Here is a 17052-nt window from a genome sequence, read left to right on the forward strand (position 1 = left end):
CGGGCCTTGCCCTCGGCCGTCCGCCTCAGTTCGGGAAGTCCACCATGTTCAAGTTGCCGAGACCGGCCGCGCTCGCGGCGGTCCTGCCGCTCGCCGGCTGCATTCCCGCCGCCGTGCCCGCCGGGCTCGTCCTGCCCTCCGACCCGGGCGTGCCGGTACCGCCGCCCCGCTACGCGAAGGTCACGCGGGGCGTGAAGGATTTCGGCGTCGTCGAGCCGAAGGATTGGCGGGAGCTCAACCGACAGGTCGCACCGAAGACCGGGTCCGGCGGAATGGGCGGCATGCCGGGCATGGACGGGATGCCGGGGATGGGCGGCAAGCGCGACTCGGGAGGCCGGTGATGGCGCGGCCCTGTAACCAAACGGACGCGCATCCCGGATTAACCGGCATGGGACGCACGTTGGCGGCGCCGGGACATGCCGGCAGGACGGAGCGCGCGCCGGGCGAGCCCGTCCGGTGGCGTCTTCTGCGCACGGCGACGAGCCTCATGGGCCTCGGCTTGGCCCTCGGCGGCTGCGCGAGCTTTTCGCCGGACGCCGGATTGTCGGTCGCCGGCGGCTATGCTTCGCTGGAACTGCGCAAGGACATCGTGAAGGCGGACGATCAGGGCATCGCGCCGACCGCGGAGACGCGGGTGGACGCGCTGCTGCGGCATCCCCTGACGGCGGATGGCGCCGTTCAGGTCGCGCTCCTCAGAAATCGGGGTTTGCAGGCCGCGTTCAACGACCTCGGCGTCTCCGAGGCGCAGTACGTGCAGGCCACGCTGCCGCCTTCCCCGCGGCTCTCCATCACCCAGTGGGGCCTGGGGTTCAACACGGAGATCGAGCGCTCCGTGGCCGCGAGCGTGCTGGAGTTGGTGACGCTGCCGGCGCGCGCCGAGATCGCGCGACAGCGCTTCGGGGCTGACCAGTACAACGCGGCGGATCAGGTCCTGCGGCTGGCCGGCGAGGCCCGGCGCCAATACTACCGGACCGTGGCCGCCAACCAAGCGACCGCCTTCCTGGAACAGGCGCTGGCCGGCGCCGAATCCGCGTCGACGCTGGCCAAGCAGCTGGGCGAGACGGGCGCGCTGAACAAGCTGGAGCAGGCGCGCGAGCACGCCTTCTACAGCGAGCTCGGGGCGCAACTCGCGAAGGCGCGGGTCCAGCAACGGGCGGAGCGGGAGCGACTGACGCGCCTCCTCGGGCTCTGGGGTCGGGACACCGAATTCCGCCTGCCAAACGGCCTGCCGCCCCTGCCCGGAAGGCTCGTCGAAGGACGCGCCATCGAGGCCGAGGCGATGACGAAGCGAGCCGACGTGCAGGCCGCCCGCTTCGAGCTGCAGTCGCTCGTCGGGCAGTTCGGGCTGAACCAAGTGAGCGGCTTCGTCAGCGTCTTCGACGTGGGCTTCGCGAACAGATTCTCGCAGTCGAGGACCCTCGGGAGCGGGGCAGAGGGCGGCGCCCCGAAGGTCGACAAGGCCAGCCTGAACGGGTTCACGGCGGACCTCGTCATCCCGGTCTACGACTTCGGGGCTACCGCCGTCCGGGGCGCGAGGGAGAGTTACCTCGCCAGCGCCAACCGCCTGGCGGAGCGCGCGGTCAACGCCCGCTCCGAGGTGCGCGAGGCATACCAGCGCTATCGCGGCCAGTACGACATCACCCGGCACTACCGGACGAGCGTCCTGCCCCTGCGGCGGACGATCCAGGACCAGACCCTGCTCCAGTACAGCGGCATGCTCCTGGACGTGACGACGCTCATCGTCGACGCCAGGGCCAGGATCCTGAGCAACATCCAGGCGATCGAGGCGCAGCGCGACTTCTGGATCGCGGCGACCGACCTCAAGGCCGCGACCGTCGGCGGCGGGTTCTCGGGGGGCAACTTCGGCGGCGAGGCCGCCGGGGGCACCCCGGGCACGAGCCTCGCCGTCGCGACGCCCGGCGGCTGAGGTCGGGACCGCGGCCCGTCCATGACATTCGGAGAGGCATCATGACCGACATCTCGCGCAGAGGGATCCTGGGAGCGGGCGGCCTCGTGCTGGCCGGCACGTCCATGATCAGCGGACGCATCCAGGCGGCCGGGCTTCCGGAGGCCCCGATCATGGACAAGGCGACCATGCAGCCGCCGCTCTATCCGACCAGCGGGCCGGACTACCAGCCGGTGGTCACGCTCAACGGCTGGACGCTGCCCTGGCGCATGCGCGGCGACTGGAAGGAGTTCCACCTCATCGCCGAGCCGGTCGTGCGGGAGATGGCGCCCGGCATGGACGCGCGGCTCTGGGGCTACAACGGCCAATCGCCCGGACCGACCATCGAGGCGGTCGAGGGCGACAAGGTCCGCATCTTCGTCACCAACCGCCTGCCGGAAGCGACCGCGGTGCACTGGCACGGCCAGACGCTGCCCAACGGCATGGACGGGGTCGCCGGGCTGACCCAGCCCGGCATCCCGCCGGGCAAGACCTTCGTCTACGAGTTCATCCTGAGGCGCTCCGGCACCTTCATGTACCACCCGCACTCGGACGAGATGGTCCAGATGGCGATGGGCATGATGGGCTTCTTCGTCGTCCATCCGCGCGATCCGGCCGAGCGGCGGGTCGACCGCGACTTCGTCTGGCTGCTGAACGCCTACGACATCGAGGCCGGGTCCTACGTGCCCAAGGTCAACACGATGCTCAACATGAACATGTGGTGTTTCAACAGCCGGGTCTGGCCGGGCATCGACCCGATGGTCGCGCGGCAGGGCGACAAGGTCCGGATGCGGTTCGGCAACCTGACCATGACCAACCACCCGATCCACGTCCACGGCGTCGACTTCAAGGTCACCGGCACGGACGGCGGCTGGATCAACGAGAACTATCAGTTGCCGGAGGTGTCGGTCGACGTCGCGGTCGGGCAGATGCGGGCCATCGAGTTCAACGCCGACAACCCGGGCGACTGGGCGATCCACTGCCACAAGTCGCACCACACCATGAACGCCATGGGCCACAACGTGCGCACCTACATCGGCGTGAACCTGAAGAGCACGGCCAAGCAGATCCAGAAGATCGCCCCGGGGTACATGCCGATGGGGTCCACCGGCGGCGGCATGATGTCCGAGATGGAGATGCCGCTCCCCGACAACACGCTGCCGATGATGACCGGCACGGGCCCGTTCGGGTCCGTCGAGATGGGCGGGATGTTCACGGTCCTGAAGGTCCGTCCGGGACTGGCGGCCGGCGATTACCGCGACCCGGGTTGGTACAGGCATCCGGAAGGCACCCTCGCCTACGAGTGGACCGGCGAGCCGATGCCCGAGCCGACCCGCGCCCCGGACACGCCCAAGGGCCGACGCGCGCGGCAGACCGACCTGCGGGTCGTGGACCCGCGCACCCGTCGCACCGCATCGAACGCGGTCGGCCACGAGCACTAGGCGGACGCCCGCAACTCGCCAATCGGCCTGCCGGAAGCGCCTCGCGCGCGGCAGGCGAACCCGTTCGGACCGGGAGCGATCCCGTCCGAAGTCCGCCGCGCCGGTCGCCGCAAACCCCTCAACGCGGCCGGTGCGGCGGTTCTGGACCGAAGGAGAAGAGACCCATGAGACGCAAGATCCCGCTCGCCGTCCTGTCGGCGGCCTTCCTGGCGGTCGCGGCGCCGGCGTGGGCGCAGTCCGTGAAGGGGACGGTGACGAAGGTCGACCCGGCCGCCGGCAAGGTCACGCTGGACCACGCCGCGATCCCGAAGCTCGACATGGACGCGATGACGATGGCCTACCCGGTCAAGGATCCCGCGATGCTCAAGGATCTCAAGGCCGGCGACAAGGTCGATTTCGACGTCGCCGAGACGGGCGGGGCCTACACCGTCACGAAGATCCAGAAGGCGAAGTAGCGCCCTGGAGGCGAGCCCTCGCGCGGCTTCCGCCCGGTCCCGCGCGAGGTCTCCGAAACCTTGAGATGGAGAGACCATGCGACGCCTGATCCTGTCCGCCGCGCTCGCCGCGGCCCTCGTCGGCCCGGTTCCGGAGCGCGCCGGAGCGCAGCCCGCGAAAGGCGCGCCGGCAGCGCTGGAACGGGCGCGCGAGACGATGGCGAACCGTTTCCGGGACACGAAGCTGACCGGTGATCCGGACCGGGACTTCGCCGAGCTGCTCATCGCGAGCTACGAGGAGACGCTGTTCCTGGCCAAGACGCAGCTGGACTACGGCGGGGACCGGCAGCTGCGCGAGACAGCCCAGAAGATCCAGGACGAGCAGCAGGCGCGGATCGACGCCCTGAAGCAGTGGCAGGTCCGCAGCCGCGAGGCCGGGTACCGGCCGCAGCCGAACCAGACGCCGTCGGGCGAGGGACCGCTCGACCGTCAAGCGAAAGGAGCCCCGGGCCAGGCTCGGCCCGAGCCGCCTTCCGCGGAGAAGGCGGCCCCGCAGTCGGCTCCGCCGGCGACGCCGTCCAACGCCCCCCTCGTCGCCGGGACCGTGAAGAAGGTCGACGACGCCGCGGGCAAGGTGACCCTCGATCACGAGACCATCCCGAACATCGGGATGGACGCGATGACCATGGCCTACAAGGTCCAGGACCCGGCCATGCTCAAGGGGCTGAAGCCCGGCGAGCGGGTGCGGTTCTCGGCCGACCGCGTGAACGGTTCGATCGCCGTCACCCGCATCCAGAAGGCCAAGTGATGGAAGCCGGCCGGCCTCGCCCGAGCCCGGCCGCGACGCCTCGCGCCCTGGGCGTCCTCCTCGGACTCGCCGCGGTCGCCGTCGCGACGACCGCGGCGGAGGGGGCGGGGGGCACCGCGGGATCGGTCGCCACGGGCTTGGCCGCCGCTGACCCCGCGGGCGGCGGTCCAGACGCCTATGGCGAACTCCTGGCGCGGGAGGCGGCGGCACGCGGGGTCCCGCCCGCACTCGCCGAGGCGGTCGCGTTCGTCGAGAGCGGCTACGACGCCGGGGCGGTCGGAAAGGTCGGCGAACTCGGACTGATGCAGGTGCGGCCGGCCACGGCTGCGATGCTCGGCCATCGCGGGCCGGCCGCGGAACTTCTCGATCCGGCCACGAACGTTCGCTACGGCGTCACCTACCTCGCACGGGCGTGGAGCCTCGCGGGCGGGAACGTGTGCCGTGCCCTCGCCAAGTATCGCGCCGGCCACGGCGAGGAACGCCTGACGCCGCGCTCGGTCGATTACTGTCGGCGCGCCCGCGCCCGGCTGGCCGCCATGGGGTCGCCGCTCGCGGCGACGGCCGGTCCTGGCATCCCGCGGACATCGGCATCGAGATCAGGCGCGGCGTCGACCGCCGTCGCGCTCCTCGTGAATCGGTTCTGGGCCGCGCACGTCGCGCGTGTCCGGACCGTCGAGATCCGGACCGCCCGGATCATGGGGGGCGGCTGATGCGATCCTCCTGGGCGGCGCTCCCGCCTTCGGTCCGAGTGCGGCGGAGGTCGCCGATGACCCGCGCGCGCCCACGCGTGGTCGCCCGGGCGCATCTCCGGCGAAACGAGCGAGGCTCGGCATGACGTTCAAGCCCTACCCGCACGCGCGCGGTGACGGCTCCCTCGGCGATGGACTGGCGATGTTGCGCGCCAGGGTGGCCCGGCGCATGGCCCTGGGTCTGTTCTCCGAGCGGATCTCGATAGGTTTTGGGCGGGACATGTCGGTCGCCGTCGAACCGCCGGCCGCCAGGATCCCGGTCCGGCTGCGCGAGTTCCAACCGGACGACCTTCCGGCCCTCTTTCCCGTCGGCGGCGACAAGGCGGCCGAGCGCGAATGCGACGACGTCAGGTGGCGATTGCGCGCCGCCGCACACGGCGTCCTGCCGAGCCGATGCTACGTGCTCGTCGACGTCGAGTCGGACCGACCCTGCCACATCCAGTGGCTCACCGACCCGGGTTACGGCGACGCGATCCGCCGGTCCGGCGCCCTGCCGGTTCTGGCGACCGACGAGGCCATGCTGGAGAACGCCTTTACGCCGATGGGCTTCCGCGGCCTGGGCGTCATGGCAGCCGCCGTGCACCTGATCGCCGAACGCGCCCGATCACTGGGCAAGCGACGCTTGGTCGCCTTCGTCGACGCCGACAACGCCGCCTCCCTCAAGGCGGTCGAGCGGGCGGGCCTCACGCCCTGTTCGGTCCGCACGAGGCGCCAGGTCGCCTTCGGGACATTCCGGACCGTCCGTTTCGAAGCGTACGCGGGGGCCGTGGGTCGCAGGGCGTGCCCCACGTCGAGGGGCGAGGGCGACGGCGCCCATGCCGGGGACGGCATTCCCTCGCAAGTGGACGCACGAAAGGCCGGGCCGCCGGGTGCCGCTGAGACCATCGCGAACGCCGGGCCGCGAAGCGCGCCCTCTCCTCCCCGAAATACGGACCCAGCTGCCCCGTGACGGCAATCGAAGCCTTCCACGCCCTTGCCCACAGGCTCACGGGCCTCGACTACCCGCACGGCCACTGGTGGATCGTCGCCGATGCCTTCCTCGTCTTCGTCGTGGCGCCCGCGTGGACCGCGTGGCTCGTCGGCCGCGCCGCGCTGCGCCGCCGTCGGCGGTCGGTGGACGGTCCCGGTGCTGCAGGACCCACCGATGCCCTGCCGTCCGCCCCGTCCCGCGGCCGTCGGCATCGCGGCTTCGGGTTCCGGCCGGGCCGGCGCTTGGAGGCATACGTCCTGGGTGCCACCCTGGGCATCCAGGTTCGCTTGGTCTTCCTGTCGCTCGCGACGCTGCCGGCCGCCTGGCTCACCCTTGAGATACCCAAGCACATCGTCAACCATGCGCTCGCCGATGCGCGGGGCGACGGGCATCCCGGCATGACGTTCCTCGGCCTTCCCCTCGGCCGCACGGAACTGCTGTTCGCCCTCTGCGGCGGCTACCTCGCCGTCCTCACCCTGAACGGGCTCCTGAAGTACGCGGCGAACCGGGTTCGCGGACGCGTCAACGAGCGCGTCGTGCGCCGCCTGCGCCTGGCCGTCCTGCGGCGCGCCCGCACGGAGCGCTCGGCCGAGCGTCGCACGACGCTCGCCGCCGTGGCGGTCCAGGAGGTCGAGCCCATCGGCTACTTCGGCGGCAGCTTGGTCGCGGTCCCCATCGTGCAAGGGGGCGTGCTGGTCACGAGCGTCGCCTTCCTTCTGCTCCAGGACGTCGCCCTCGGCTTTGCCGCGCTGATCATGCTGCCGGTGCAGCTCACGGTCCTGCCGCGCCTCCAGAGGCGCCTGAACGCGAAGGTTCGGCAGCGCGTCCTCGCCACGCGCACGCTCGGCGCCTTCGTCACCACGCCCGAGGTCGCCGGGCCGCCGGGCCTCGCCCCGTCCGCGGTGAGGCGCGATCCGCACGCCTCGTCGTTGCGTCGGCGGATGGCGCACGTCGAGGAGCTTGAGCGGATCCGGGTCGCCATCAACGACATGAAGGGCGGCATCAAGAGCCTGTACAACTACACGTCCAACCTCACGCCGCTCTTCTTCTTCCTGATCGGCGGCTATCTCGTCGTGCAAGGCCGCCTGACCCTCGGCGCCCTTGTGGCGGCGCTCGCGGCCTACAAGGAGATCGCGCCCGCCCTCAGGGAGCTGTTCGATTTCGCCCAGGATTGGTCGGACGCGACGACGCGCTTTGCCGAGGTCACGCGGGCCGTCGACGTCCCGGTTGCCGTTCAGCCAGGCATCGCGCAGCCGGTGTCGGCGCGGGAGGCGGCCTAAACGATGCGCGCTCACGCCATGCGTTTCCCCGACCGCGGACGTTCCCGTTCCGCCTCCCCTGGTCTCGCGCCCGACGACGTTCCGGTGCGACCGCCTCCGTTCGCGAACAGGGGCGCGGCCGCGGCGCTCGCGGTTCCGCCGATGGTGCTTCCGACCTTGGCGACGCTGCGGGGCAGGAGGCCGCCCAGGTCCGTTCGGCCGTCCGCGATGCGGCCGAGCCGCGGGTTTCCCCGGCGTTCGCCCGAGCGAGGCGGTCTCGGGGCCGGGTTGGTCGCGGCGGCCAGGCTCGTCCGGGCGCGCCGACGCGCCTCGACGGAACGGGAGGTGGCGCGATGAGGATCGGGGAGGCTGCACGCGCCTGCGGAATCTCGCCCAAGATGATCCGCTATTACGAGCGCGCCGGCCTGATCCGGTCACCGACCCGGTCGGCGTCGGGTCATCGGGTCTACGCCGAGGACGAGGTGCGCACGCTGCGATTCGTGCACCGGGCCCGCATCCTCGGCTTCTCGGTCGCCGACACCGCCGTGCTGCTGCGCCTGTGGCGCGACGAGGAGCGTGCCAGCGCTGGGGTGAAGGACTTGGCGATCCGGCGCGCGACCGACATGGAACGACGCGCCGCCGCGCTGGCGGACGCCGCAGCCTCGTTGCGGGATCTCGCCGAGACATGCCCCGGCGATGACCGGCCGGAATGCCCGCTGCTCGACGCCCTCGCCCGCGAGCCCGCGCGACCGGGCGAAGGGCCCGCTCCCGCCCCTTCGGCACGTATCGAGGCCGGTCCGGCGAGATGACGGGCTCGGTACGGGTCGGATGACGGTCCGGGGCCCCGGAGCGCCGCGGCCGCGCGCGCTTGGCCGACGTCGGCGTCGGGGGCCCTCGCGTCAGCGCCGTTGCGCCGTATTGCCCGGCTGGGTCCGGAGCGAACGCCGGAGTTGGTCGCACCGGGCGGCCAGCAAGGCCGGGGTCTCGCCCGACGCGAGGGAGGCCTCTCCTCGGTCGGCGGCGGCGCAGCGACCGAGCATCTCGGGAAGAGTTGCCCCTTCCACCGCCCTGATCCCGTAACCCTTCAACCCCGGCTCCGTGACGGCCTGTGCGTGCGCCGATCCCAGGCCGGCCAGGAGCATGAGCGCGGCGAGGAGCGGGCGAAAGGTCTGCGTCACGGTCGATCTCCACGGTTGGGCGAAGAGTGGCATCGCGGCCGGCGGGTCGGGCGAGCCCGATCAGGAAGACGTCCCGCAGTGCCGCAGGGTTCGAGCGATACGGTGCGGTCGCCGACGCCTTCGCGCGACCGCGCGGCGACCCGGCGCTTCCGTGGCGTGACGACGGGTGGTGCATCGACTGGCAGGGTAGCGTCTCAGTACCAGAGGCGCAGGCCGGCCAGCGCCCGCAGGTCGCCGCTGCCCTCTCCGGACCGGCGCCGGTAGTCCGCCGTGCCGCCCAGGAACTGCTGGTAGGAGAGGCCGACGTAGGGTGCGATCTCGCGGGTGAACTCGTAGCGCAGCCGTAGGCCCATATCGATGTCCGACACCCCCGAACCGAGCTCCCGGCCGCGGTCGGCCTTCGAGTAGGCGTTCATCTCGATCTGCGGCTGGAGGATCAGGCGCTGCGTCAGGTAGAGATCGTAGGAGGCGTTACCCCGGAATGCGAAGCGCCCGTTGTCACTGGCGTAGCCCGTGAGTTCGAGGTTCCAGAACCCGATGGCCAGCCCCTGGATGCCGAAGGCGGCCCAGGTCCGATTGCGCAGGCTGTCGATGTCCGAGCGCACGCCGACCTGCATATCGAAATAGGTCGAGATCGGTCGGGTGTAGAGGGCCTCATGGTCGCCGTCCGAGAAACGCCCACGATTGCCGGCGTTGTAACGACCCTCCGATTTCAGCCACAGCTTGTTGTAGTCGTCCCCGATCCAGGCCTGTCCGTCGTAACGGAAGTAGCTCCCGTCCCCGAAGCGACCCTCGAACTGGTTGAGGAAGGCGTGGGCGTACACTCGGTCGTCGAGGATCGGGTTGCCGTAGGGCGCGGCGCCCTGCAGCGTATCCGGCCCGAGGCGCGTGCCGCCGTTGAGCAGCCCCGTCACGCTCTGGGCCAGGACGCCGGAGGGCGCGAGTGCGATGAGTGGGACGATGAGCGCGAGGGTGGCAGGCGCGCGCATCACGCCTCCCTCGGCAGGACGCGCAGGGTACGGAACATGCCAGCCTCGAAATGATACAGGATGTGGCAGTGCAGCGGCCACTGCCCGGTCGCCACGGGGGTGACCAGCATCGACAGCTTCTCGGCCGGGGCGACGCTGACCGTGTGCAGGTAAGGTCGGTGCCGCCCCTGCCCGTTCTCCAGCTCCATCCACATGCCGTGCAGGTGGATCGGGTGGCTCATCATCGTCTCGTTGATCATCACGAGCCGGAACCGCTCGCCGACCGTCACGTCGATGGGTCCCACCTCGGTGAACTTCTTACCGTCGAAGCCCCAGATCATGCGCTGCATGTTGCCGCTGAGCTTGAGCACGATCTCGCGGGTCGGCCGGCGGTCGTCGACGCCGGGGTTGATCGAGCGCAGGTCGGCGTAGGTCAGCACGCGGCGGTTCAGCTGGTTCAGGCCGTCACCGGGGATGCGGGTGCGGTCGCTCAGCATCTTCGGCTTCATCTGGACCTCGACGCCGGTCTCATCGAGCTCGACGCCAGGCGGCGGCTTCGCCATGGGTTGGTGGCCGGCGAGGCGACGCTTGTCCGGCACGATCTCGTGGGCGTGCTCGCCGAGGATGCCGCCGATGCGCGAGCCGTCGGGATGGGAAGCGCCGATCTGGTCGCGGCCCATCATGCCCTGCATGCCCATGTCGGTCATGGTCCGCAGCGGCCGCGGGTCGAAGGGCGGGATCTCGGCCGCCATCCCGTCGCGTGGCGCGAGCGTGCCGCGGGCGTAGCCGGACCGGCCGAGGTCCTGCGCGAAGATGGTGTAGGCCCGCGCCTCGCGCGGGCGAACGATCACGTCGTAGGTCTCGGCCACGCCGATGCGGAACTGATCGACCGGAACCGGGACGACGTCGTTGCCGTGGACATTGACCACGCTCATGGTCAGGCCGGGGATGCGCACGTCGTAGTAGGTCGCCGCGGAGGCGTTGATGATGCGCAGCCGGACCCGCTCCCCGGGCCGGAACAGGGCCGTCCAGTTCGCCCCGGGCGGCTGCCCGTTCATCAGGTAGGTGTAGGTCTCGCCGGACGGCGCCTCCAGGCCGGACGGGTCCATGCGCGACTCGGACTCGTGCCAGCGCTCCTTGACCGTGTCGGCGAGCCCGCTGCGCTCGGCGTCGGCGAAGAACGTCCGAACCGTGCGCTTGCCGAAATTGTAGTAGTCGGCTTGGTACTTGAGCTTGTTCTGGATGCGCTCGGGATCCTCGTCGGTCCAGTCGCTCAGGAGCACGACGTAATCGCGGTCGGCCTGGACCAGGTCGCGGCCGCGCGGTTCGATGATCAGAGCCCCGTAGACGCCCTTCTGCTCCTGGTAGCCCATGTGGCTGTGGTACCAGTAGGTGCCGCTCTGCAGCACCGGGAAGCGGTAGGTGAAGGTCTCGCCGGGCTGGATGCCCGGGAACTCCAGGCCCGGCACGCCGTCCATGTCGTTGGGCAGGATGATGCCGTGCCAGTGCATGCCGGTCATCTCGGGCAATTCGTTGCGGACGTTGATGGTGACGACGTCACCCTCGTGCCAGCGCAGCACCGGTCCGGGCACGCCGCCGTTGATGGTGTTGGCCCAGGTGGGGGTGCCGGTCTTGTCGACCGTTCCGCGGGCCAGGGTGAGGTCGTAGGTCGCGGCGCGCGGCGCCGTGGCCTCGCCGGGGCTGGTCAGGGCGAAGGCGGGACGGCTGCACGGCGACAGGCCCGCGACGGCGCAAGCGCCGAGGCCGGAGACCAAGCTGCGGCGTGTCGGTGCCGTACGGTTCCTCGAATGCGATGTCACCTGCGCTCCCCCGGTTGGGCCGCGCCGAGGAACCGGGCGACATGTCAGGTCTCGGGAAGGCTGCCGCCTTCCAACGTGGGAGGATCAAGCCGGTCGACGCTCCGCCGGCGCGTTCCGCGTACGATGTGATCGCGTGGCAACACCGACGCGCGGACCCGCACCTGACGTGGCGCCGTGTATCACCGCCCGGCCTGATGCGTTCCGAGGTAGGCCCCATCGGCGCGCCGCCTCCCCTCCTCCATGTCGTGAGAGACCGGGCGGCGGACCGCGACGACTACCTTTTGGGGACCGGTCGACGAAAACCCGCGACCGTTGGAGGGGCGGCAAGCGGCCGATTGGGCTCCTTGTTGATCGCCGACCCTTTGATCCGCGTTGAGCACCTAGGGGGACAGGCGGCCCCCACACCATGGTCACCTGCTTCAGGCACCAAAGATCCGCACATCATTTTCCGGGTCGCATAACCTGACGTGCGGTGCCCCTGGCGGTTTGTGGGTTGCGACCCTGAACCGGAGAATTCCTCGACCGGCCGGCGCTGTCGCGGGCGGGGGGACGAGGCGTTGCCATGGGCTACAAGCATAGCAATCCGCAGAATCGGGCGAAGGCGGCGTCCATGCTCAGGCAGTTGAAGGGCAAGCTCGTGAACGTGACGGGCGTGCAGGTCGAGGCGCGGAGCAACGTCTTCGCGGCCGCCGAGGCGTACTGGCAGCTCTCCAAGGCGGCCGGCGTCCACCTCTACAAGGTCGGCGACGGCTGGCATGCCGACTTGGAGTTCAAGGGACTGCCGCCAGGCGTTCCCACAATCGTCGGCACCCCGGAGCCGGTCGCCACGCGGACGGACGCCATCGAGAGCGTCGTCGGCATGATGTCGATCTGCGCGCAGCGCGACAACGTCCCGCCGCCGGACCCGGCGACGGGACTGCGCTGGTTCCGGTTCGACGAGCACGAGGTCCCGGTCGATCCGGGGATGCTCGAAAGCTACGCGGCCCGCGTCCCGCACGTCGAATTTGACGCAACGCACATCCGACGGGAGCTCAACCTCCTCCGCTCCGAGATCTCCGGCGACAGGCCCGTCACGGCGGATGCCTGGGCCGCGGCCGAGTTCCAGACCCGGTACGACGCCTGCCGCATGTGCTGCGCCGCCATGACGTTCGGCATCATGCAGGTGTCGTACGATCCGTCGGCGGAGCTCGAACTGGCCGAGTCGCCGGCGGCGCCCGGGATGCACTGACCCCGGCGCCGGGTCAGGCGGCGTCGGCGACCAGCGGGCAGGCCGCCAGGTCGCGGCGCCTGTAGAGCTTCGTCCGGACCTGGTCGTAGCTCGCCGCGTCCGCGACGCCGGCTTCCCCCGCGGCGTTCCATTGCGCGATCAACGTCTCGTCGTGCTCATCGATGGAGGCGAAGGGGCGGCGGACGGCCATGCGCTCATCGAGGAGGGCTTCATGTCCGAAGTGACGGTCGCTCGACCAAACGGTCCTGGGTGACATCGGAGCCCCGCGGGATGCGGAGGCTCGGCACGCGGCGGCACTCCGGCGGTCAGTCGGTGGGGCGCTCGCCATGGGTTTCATGGCGGTGTCTCCAGAGGGTCAGGAACCGTGTCTCGGCGCTGGGTGCCCGTGCAAGCCCGGGGCGCCGGGATCCACAGGACCGCGACGCCGGAACGGTGCCGAAGGCCGTTCCGATTCGCCTGGCCAGGGTCCGAAAACGCGACTCAGAGGCGGGGTATCGGGTAGCGCTACCAGATACCCCACGTGCGAATGAAAGCCTTCTTTCGGGGACACGAACCGAGATGAGCTTCAGTCGAAAAGTGTCGCTGTTACAAGCTTGTCCGAGAGATAATTCAGCTTGATGAGGCGGATCTTCGCCGCCTCCCTGGAAACTGCGAAGGCGTCGGTAACTGCGGCAATCAATTGATCGGAAAGTTCGGTTCCGATGCGAAAGGGGGTGAGCTTGCCGCTTGCTACGACGAGGGGCCGAAGCAGGTCAGTGAGCGCCTCCCGAGGCATCAAGAAGGCACCGCTCGCGTAGGACGCCTGCCACTCCATCCAATCGACCTGAGGGGCATCCAGCATCGTTTCACGTTTGCAGATGATGCGTACCCCGCCTCGTTCGACGAACAGGTCTCCGGCCGCAAACCTCAACTGGAAAACTTCGTCATGGAAGACGGCATGTCCCAGTTCATGCGCGTGTGTTGTTCTATAACGGTTCTCTCTCGTTTCGCTCGCGGAAAGTGTCTGAGAGACCTTGATCTCTGTGACTGACCGGTATTCTGGACCGAGCCGATTGGGAGGCTACTGCATGGCCGCTGCCATGGGTAGCCGGAAGGCCAGATCCGGGTAGCTGACAGGCGCGGGCGGCCGATAGCCCAGGGACGAGTGCGGCCGGACGCGGTTGTATGTAGTTTTCCAAAGACCGATCACGATCTGCGCCTCCTTCAGCGAGTGGAAGATCTCCTGTCTCAGGTACTCATCCTGAAGCTTGCCATTGAAGCTCTCGCAGTACCCGTTCTCCCACGGCGAGCCCGGCGCGATGTACTGGATCTGTGCTCCAGCTTTGGCGACCCATTTGCGCAACGCCTTGGAGATCATCTCAGGACCATTATCGCAGCGGATGTGCTCCGGGATGCCGTGCAGGCACATGGCGTCGGCCAGCGCTTCGATCACGCCGACGCTGTTGATGCGTCGCGCCACCTTCAGCGCCAGACAAGCCCGGCTATGCTCGTCGATCAGCGTCAGGATGCGCAGAGAGCGCCCATCGTGCGTCTGGGCTTGCACGAAGTCGAAGCTCCAGACGTGATTGCGGTGGAGCGGTCGTAGCCGCACGCTGGATCCGTCGTTCAGCCACAGCCGGCTGCGCGGTCGGTGCTTCTGTGGGACCTTGAGCCCCTCACGACGCCAGATGCGTTGAACCCGATCCTTGCCCACCTGCCAGCCGTCTGCTTGCAGCAGCGCGGTGACACGGCGGTAGCCGTAGCGCCCGTACTCGGACGCCAGGGCGACGATGGCGCGGGTCAGCGCGTCCTCGTCGGCCGGCAGCGTGGACACGTAGCGCTGCGTGCCGCGGTGCTGACCGATGATCCGGCAGGCGTGACGTTCCGAGAGGCCGTACTTCTCCCGGATGCCGTCCACCGCCTGCCGGCGTCGCTCGGGGGCTACAAGTTTCCCGAGGCGACGTCCGCCAGCACCTGACCCACCAAGGATAGATCGGCCACCAGCCGGCGCAGCCGCGCGTTCTCGCGCTCCAAGTCCTTCATCTTCCTGGCCTGATCGACTTGGAGACCGCCGTACTCCTTGCGCCAGCGGTAATAGCTCTGCTCGGAGATCTCAGCCTCCTTGCACGCCAGTGACAAAGACTTGCCCTGGGCTGTCTGCACCTCGACCTGCCGCAGCTTCAGCACCACCTGCTCCGCGCTCGTCTTCTGACCTCGCCGCATGTCCGCCTCCTTCGGTCCGGGCTGATCCTCTCAATCAGCCCGGTCCAAAGCCAGCCGGTCAGGTCACTCCTGGTGGAGCGGGGCCCCCTAACGCCGGCCGAGATCCTACCGGAGCTCAGGGCCGTGACCCACCGCGGCGCCACCCTGCACAAGGAGCCCCTGACACCGGGCACGCTCAAGAAGAAGATGGACGTCCGCGTCTTCCACGGTCGCTACTTCGAGCCTCGGGACGAGGGACGCTACGCCCGCAAGGCGGGCTGACGCCGGGCCCCGGCACGCCACCGAGCCTGAGCCCTCGACGTCAGGGCGCGGTGATCAGGTCCTCGACGCGGCTGGCCTGCACCTTCAACACGAAGGGTGTTGATCAGCCTGGAAGGAACGTTCATCCGGTGTCTGCGGCGAATGGGGGCGGCATGAACGAGGGTCTGCGCAAGGCGATGCTCGGGCGGATGAAGGCCCTGAGCGTCAAGATCGCGGCGTTGAACACGACCGCGGACGAACTGGTGAGGTCCGCCATCCTGCTCGACGGCGAACCCATAGCCCAGACCTTGCTTGGTCGGGCCCAGCGACGCCGCGTGCAGGTTCTGGTCATGCAGGGCAGGCTTGCCGCACTGCGCGAGCGGTACGACACCCGGTTTCGGCCCATGCCGTAGAGCGAAACCGCTCCGGGCCTGTACCGCCCAGGTGCCGTATTGCGGCGCCGGCCGCCTGAGAAAGGCGGGGCCATGCGCCTCGAAATGCTGAATTACCTCAACACGCTCGACAGGGGCATCGTCGCCCTTGAGGTGGTGGCGGCCGAACTGGTCCGGGCTGCGTCGGTAACGCCCGACGAGGCCGCCGACATCATGCTGACCCTCGCCCGCCGTCACCGGGTGAGGATCCTGGAGATGCAGGGCCAGTTCGCGGCGCTGAAGGAGATCTACTCCGAGCGCTATAACAGCCAGACATGACGATGCCTCGGACGGTCAGACCCAGGCCGCCCTCCTCACTTTCGGTGTAAGTGGCACTCGGTCTCGGTGAGTTGGCCCACGGCCAACCGGCCCCGCACGCCCTTGCCGCGCCGCAGGCGTCGATGCCTTGGCAATTGGCGTTCCCACTAAAGCCACGCTGCAACCAACCGCGCCTGGGCTCATTGGTTAGGACAACTTATCACACGTTAAGGTGGGGCCGGGGCCGGCGGGACAGGCGCCGCCTCGGGACGGGAACCCATGCGCCAATGTCATCTGTGGCACCCCAACCGCTCCTCGGCAACCCAGGACCCCTGCCTTCACGGGGTCGGTAACGCGCTTGAGGACGCCTACTCCGCTCTTGTGGACGACACCCTGCCCGAGGACTGGAATAGGTTGATCGCTCAGCTCGCCGAGCGGGTCGACCACGTGGAACAACCCGAGGAGAACTGATGCGGAAGATGACCCACGCCGCCCCGCTGGCCCTCGTGGTCGACGATGACCAAGCCACGAGGGCCGAGGCCGAGACGCTTCTGGGCGAGACGGACCTCGACGTGATCACCTGCGCCAGCGGGGAGGCAGCGGTCGAGGTCTTGCAGCGCTGCGGCGACGACGTCGTCATGCTGCTGAGCACCGCGACGCTAAAGGGCGAGGTCGGCGGGCATCAACTCGCCACGGCGGCCGGCAGGCTCCGGCCAGGCATACGGGTGGTGGTGAGCACGGGGACCCCCGAGACGTGCCGGAAGCGGGTGCCCGTACAGACGGTATGCACCCGCCGGCCTTGGTTGCCGCTCGACATCCTGGCCCAGGCCCATGCAGCGCTGCGGGAGCCCCAAGAGAACCCGGCCTGAGCCGCGGCGTCTACTTGGTGGCTTTGGACGGCAGGATTGGACCGAGATCCGCCCTATCGCCCAGAAGGCGGCGTCCGGACATGATCCGCTGCAGGGTCTGCCTGTCCGCCCCGTCGAGCCGGGCCTCGTCCTCCATGCGCCGCAACCGCTCCACCATCAGCCCCACGGCCGCATCCGAGGCGCCGGCGTTCTCGGCCAGGGTCTGCACGAGCCAAGTGATCTGGTCGTCCGATTCATCGGTCATTCTTCAC

General features: G+C 69.5%; 21 protein-coding genes. 14 read left to right on the forward strand and 7 right to left on the reverse strand.

All coding sequences use genetic code 11. The features are described 5' to 3' along the window. The first annotated feature begins 44 nt into the window (after positions 1-44). The 9 genes from MFF22_RS02460 to MFF22_RS02500 all read left to right on the forward strand — a co-directional run bounded on the left by MFF22_RS02460 (position 45) and on the right by MFF22_RS02500 (position 8416). Complete coding sequence (locus tag MFF22_RS02460) at positions 45-341, forward strand: hypothetical protein (protein ID WP_122160847.1); 297 nt, start codon at positions 45-47, stop codon at positions 339-341. A 47-nt stretch (positions 342-388) separates the two neighbouring features. Beyond that, the gene (locus tag MFF22_RS02465) at positions 389-1927 is read left to right on the forward strand and encodes a TolC family protein (protein ID WP_122160848.1); all 1539 of its coding nucleotides are present in this window, start codon (positions 389-391) and stop codon (positions 1925-1927) included. 41 nt (positions 1928-1968) lie between these two features. Then, on the forward strand, positions 1969-3387 hold the full coding sequence (locus MFF22_RS02470) for a multicopper oxidase family protein (RefSeq protein WP_122160849.1): 1419 nt from the start codon (positions 1969-1971) through the stop codon (positions 3385-3387). A gap of 164 nt (positions 3388-3551) precedes the next feature. Next, a complete protein-coding gene (locus MFF22_RS02475; protein WP_122160850.1) occupies positions 3552-3842 on the forward strand; it encodes a copper-binding protein in 291 nt (96 codons plus the stop codon). Positions 3843-3918: 76 nt separating this feature from the next. Further along, the gene (locus MFF22_RS02480) at positions 3919-4629 is read left to right on the forward strand and encodes a copper-binding protein (protein WP_122160851.1); all 711 of its coding nucleotides are present in this window, start codon (positions 3919-3921) and stop codon (positions 4627-4629) included. Further along, positions 4629-5339, forward strand: coding sequence for a transglycosylase SLT domain-containing protein (locus MFF22_RS02485; RefSeq protein WP_122160852.1), 711 nt, complete (start codon positions 4629-4631; stop codon positions 5337-5339). The genes MFF22_RS02480 and MFF22_RS02485 overlap by 1 nt, the downstream gene beginning before the upstream one ends. A gap of 121 nt (positions 5340-5460) precedes the next feature. Continuing rightward, positions 5461-6327, forward strand: a complete 867-nt coding sequence (locus MFF22_RS02490) for a GNAT family N-acetyltransferase (protein ID WP_122160853.1) — start codon at positions 5461-5463, stop codon at positions 6325-6327. Continuing rightward, positions 6324-7628 carry an ABC transporter ATP-binding protein gene (locus MFF22_RS02495; protein ID WP_122160854.1) on the forward strand — a complete coding sequence of 435 codons (1305 nt, stop codon included), beginning with the start codon at positions 6324-6326 and terminating at the stop codon, positions 7626-7628. The genes MFF22_RS02490 and MFF22_RS02495 overlap by 4 nt, the downstream gene beginning before the upstream one ends. Positions 7629-7960: 332 nt before the next feature. After that, the gene (locus MFF22_RS02500) at positions 7961-8416 is read left to right on the forward strand and encodes a MerR family DNA-binding transcriptional regulator (RefSeq protein WP_122160855.1); all 456 of its coding nucleotides are present in this window, start codon (positions 7961-7963) and stop codon (positions 8414-8416) included. Positions 8417-8506: 90 nt separating this feature from the next. Here the strand turns inward: MFF22_RS02500 and MFF22_RS02505 are convergent, their stop codons facing one another. The 3 genes from MFF22_RS02505 to MFF22_RS02515 all read right to left on the reverse strand — a co-directional run bounded on the left by MFF22_RS02505 (position 8507) and on the right by MFF22_RS02515 (position 11573). Next, a complete protein-coding gene (locus MFF22_RS02505; protein WP_163006054.1) occupies positions 8507-8785 on the reverse strand; it encodes a hypothetical protein in 279 nt (92 codons plus the stop codon). A gap of 194 nt (positions 8786-8979) precedes the next feature. Beyond that, positions 8980-9774 (reverse strand): copper resistance protein B, encoded by a 795-nt coding sequence (locus tag MFF22_RS02510; protein WP_122160857.1) that lies wholly within the window; start codon positions 9772-9774, stop codon positions 8980-8982. Further along, positions 9774-11573 (reverse strand): copper resistance system multicopper oxidase, encoded by a 1800-nt coding sequence (locus tag MFF22_RS02515; protein ID WP_122160858.1) that lies wholly within the window; start codon positions 11571-11573, stop codon positions 9774-9776. Before MFF22_RS02515 ends, MFF22_RS02510 begins: the two co-directional genes overlap by 1 nt. Positions 11574-12135: 562 nt before the next feature. Between MFF22_RS02515 and MFF22_RS02520 the strand changes: the two genes are divergently transcribed. Beyond that, positions 12136-12801 carry a hypothetical protein gene (locus MFF22_RS02520; RefSeq protein ID WP_122160859.1) on the forward strand — a complete coding sequence of 222 codons (666 nt, stop codon included), beginning with the start codon at positions 12136-12138 and terminating at the stop codon, positions 12799-12801. A gap of 13 nt (positions 12802-12814) precedes the next feature. On the opposite strand, the gene MFF22_RS02525 is transcribed toward MFF22_RS02520, so the two are convergent. The 3 genes from MFF22_RS02525 to MFF22_RS02535 form a co-directional block, all read right to left on the reverse strand. Next, positions 12815-12991: a hypothetical protein gene (locus MFF22_RS02525; RefSeq protein ID WP_163006055.1), complete on the reverse strand. Its 177-nt coding sequence runs from the start codon at positions 12989-12991 to the stop codon at positions 12815-12817. A 375-nt stretch (positions 12992-13366) separates the two neighbouring features. Beyond that, a complete protein-coding gene (locus MFF22_RS02530; RefSeq protein ID WP_281035528.1) occupies positions 13367-13819 on the reverse strand; it encodes an ImmA/IrrE family metallo-endopeptidase in 453 nt (150 codons plus the stop codon). Between the two features lie 42 nt (positions 13820-13861). Further along, positions 13862-15003, reverse strand: a protein-coding gene (locus MFF22_RS02535; protein ID WP_122160860.1) for an IS3 family transposase whose coding sequence is annotated in 2 segments (ribosomal slippage) — positions 13862-14736 and positions 14736-15003 — 1143 coding nt in all. Because the reading frame shifts where the segments join, the coding sequence is not laid out codon by codon here. 123 nt (positions 15004-15126) lie between these two features. On the opposite strand from MFF22_RS02535, the gene MFF22_RS02540 reads away from it, so the two are divergent. From MFF22_RS02540 to MFF22_RS02555, 4 genes are all read left to right on the forward strand, one after another. After that, positions 15127-15264 carry a hypothetical protein gene (locus tag MFF22_RS02540; RefSeq protein WP_238247510.1) on the forward strand — a complete coding sequence of 46 codons (138 nt, stop codon included), beginning with the start codon at positions 15127-15129 and terminating at the stop codon, positions 15262-15264. A gap of 152 nt (positions 15265-15416) precedes the next feature. Continuing rightward, on the forward strand, positions 15417-15656 hold the full coding sequence (locus MFF22_RS02545; RefSeq protein WP_122160862.1) for a hypothetical protein: 240 nt from the start codon (positions 15417-15419) through the stop codon (positions 15654-15656). Between the two features lie 72 nt (positions 15657-15728). Next, positions 15729-15953: a hypothetical protein gene (locus tag MFF22_RS02550; RefSeq protein WP_122160863.1), complete on the forward strand. Its 225-nt coding sequence runs from the start codon at positions 15729-15731 to the stop codon at positions 15951-15953. A 449-nt stretch (positions 15954-16402) separates the two neighbouring features. Next, positions 16403-16801 carry a response regulator gene (locus MFF22_RS02555; protein WP_122160865.1) on the forward strand — a complete coding sequence of 133 codons (399 nt, stop codon included), beginning with the start codon at positions 16403-16405 and terminating at the stop codon, positions 16799-16801. Between the two features lie 10 nt (positions 16802-16811). Here MFF22_RS02555 and MFF22_RS02560 read toward each other — a convergent pair whose 3' ends face one another. Continuing rightward, entirely contained in the window at positions 16812-17045 is a 234-nt protein-coding gene (locus MFF22_RS02560) for a hypothetical protein (protein WP_122160866.1), read from the reverse strand. Between the last annotated feature and the right edge of the window lie 7 nt (positions 17046-17052).

This window comes from Methylobacterium persicinum, from assembly GCF_022179525.1.
Taxonomy (GTDB): domain Bacteria; phylum Pseudomonadota; class Alphaproteobacteria; order Rhizobiales; family Beijerinckiaceae; genus Methylobacterium; species Methylobacterium persicinum.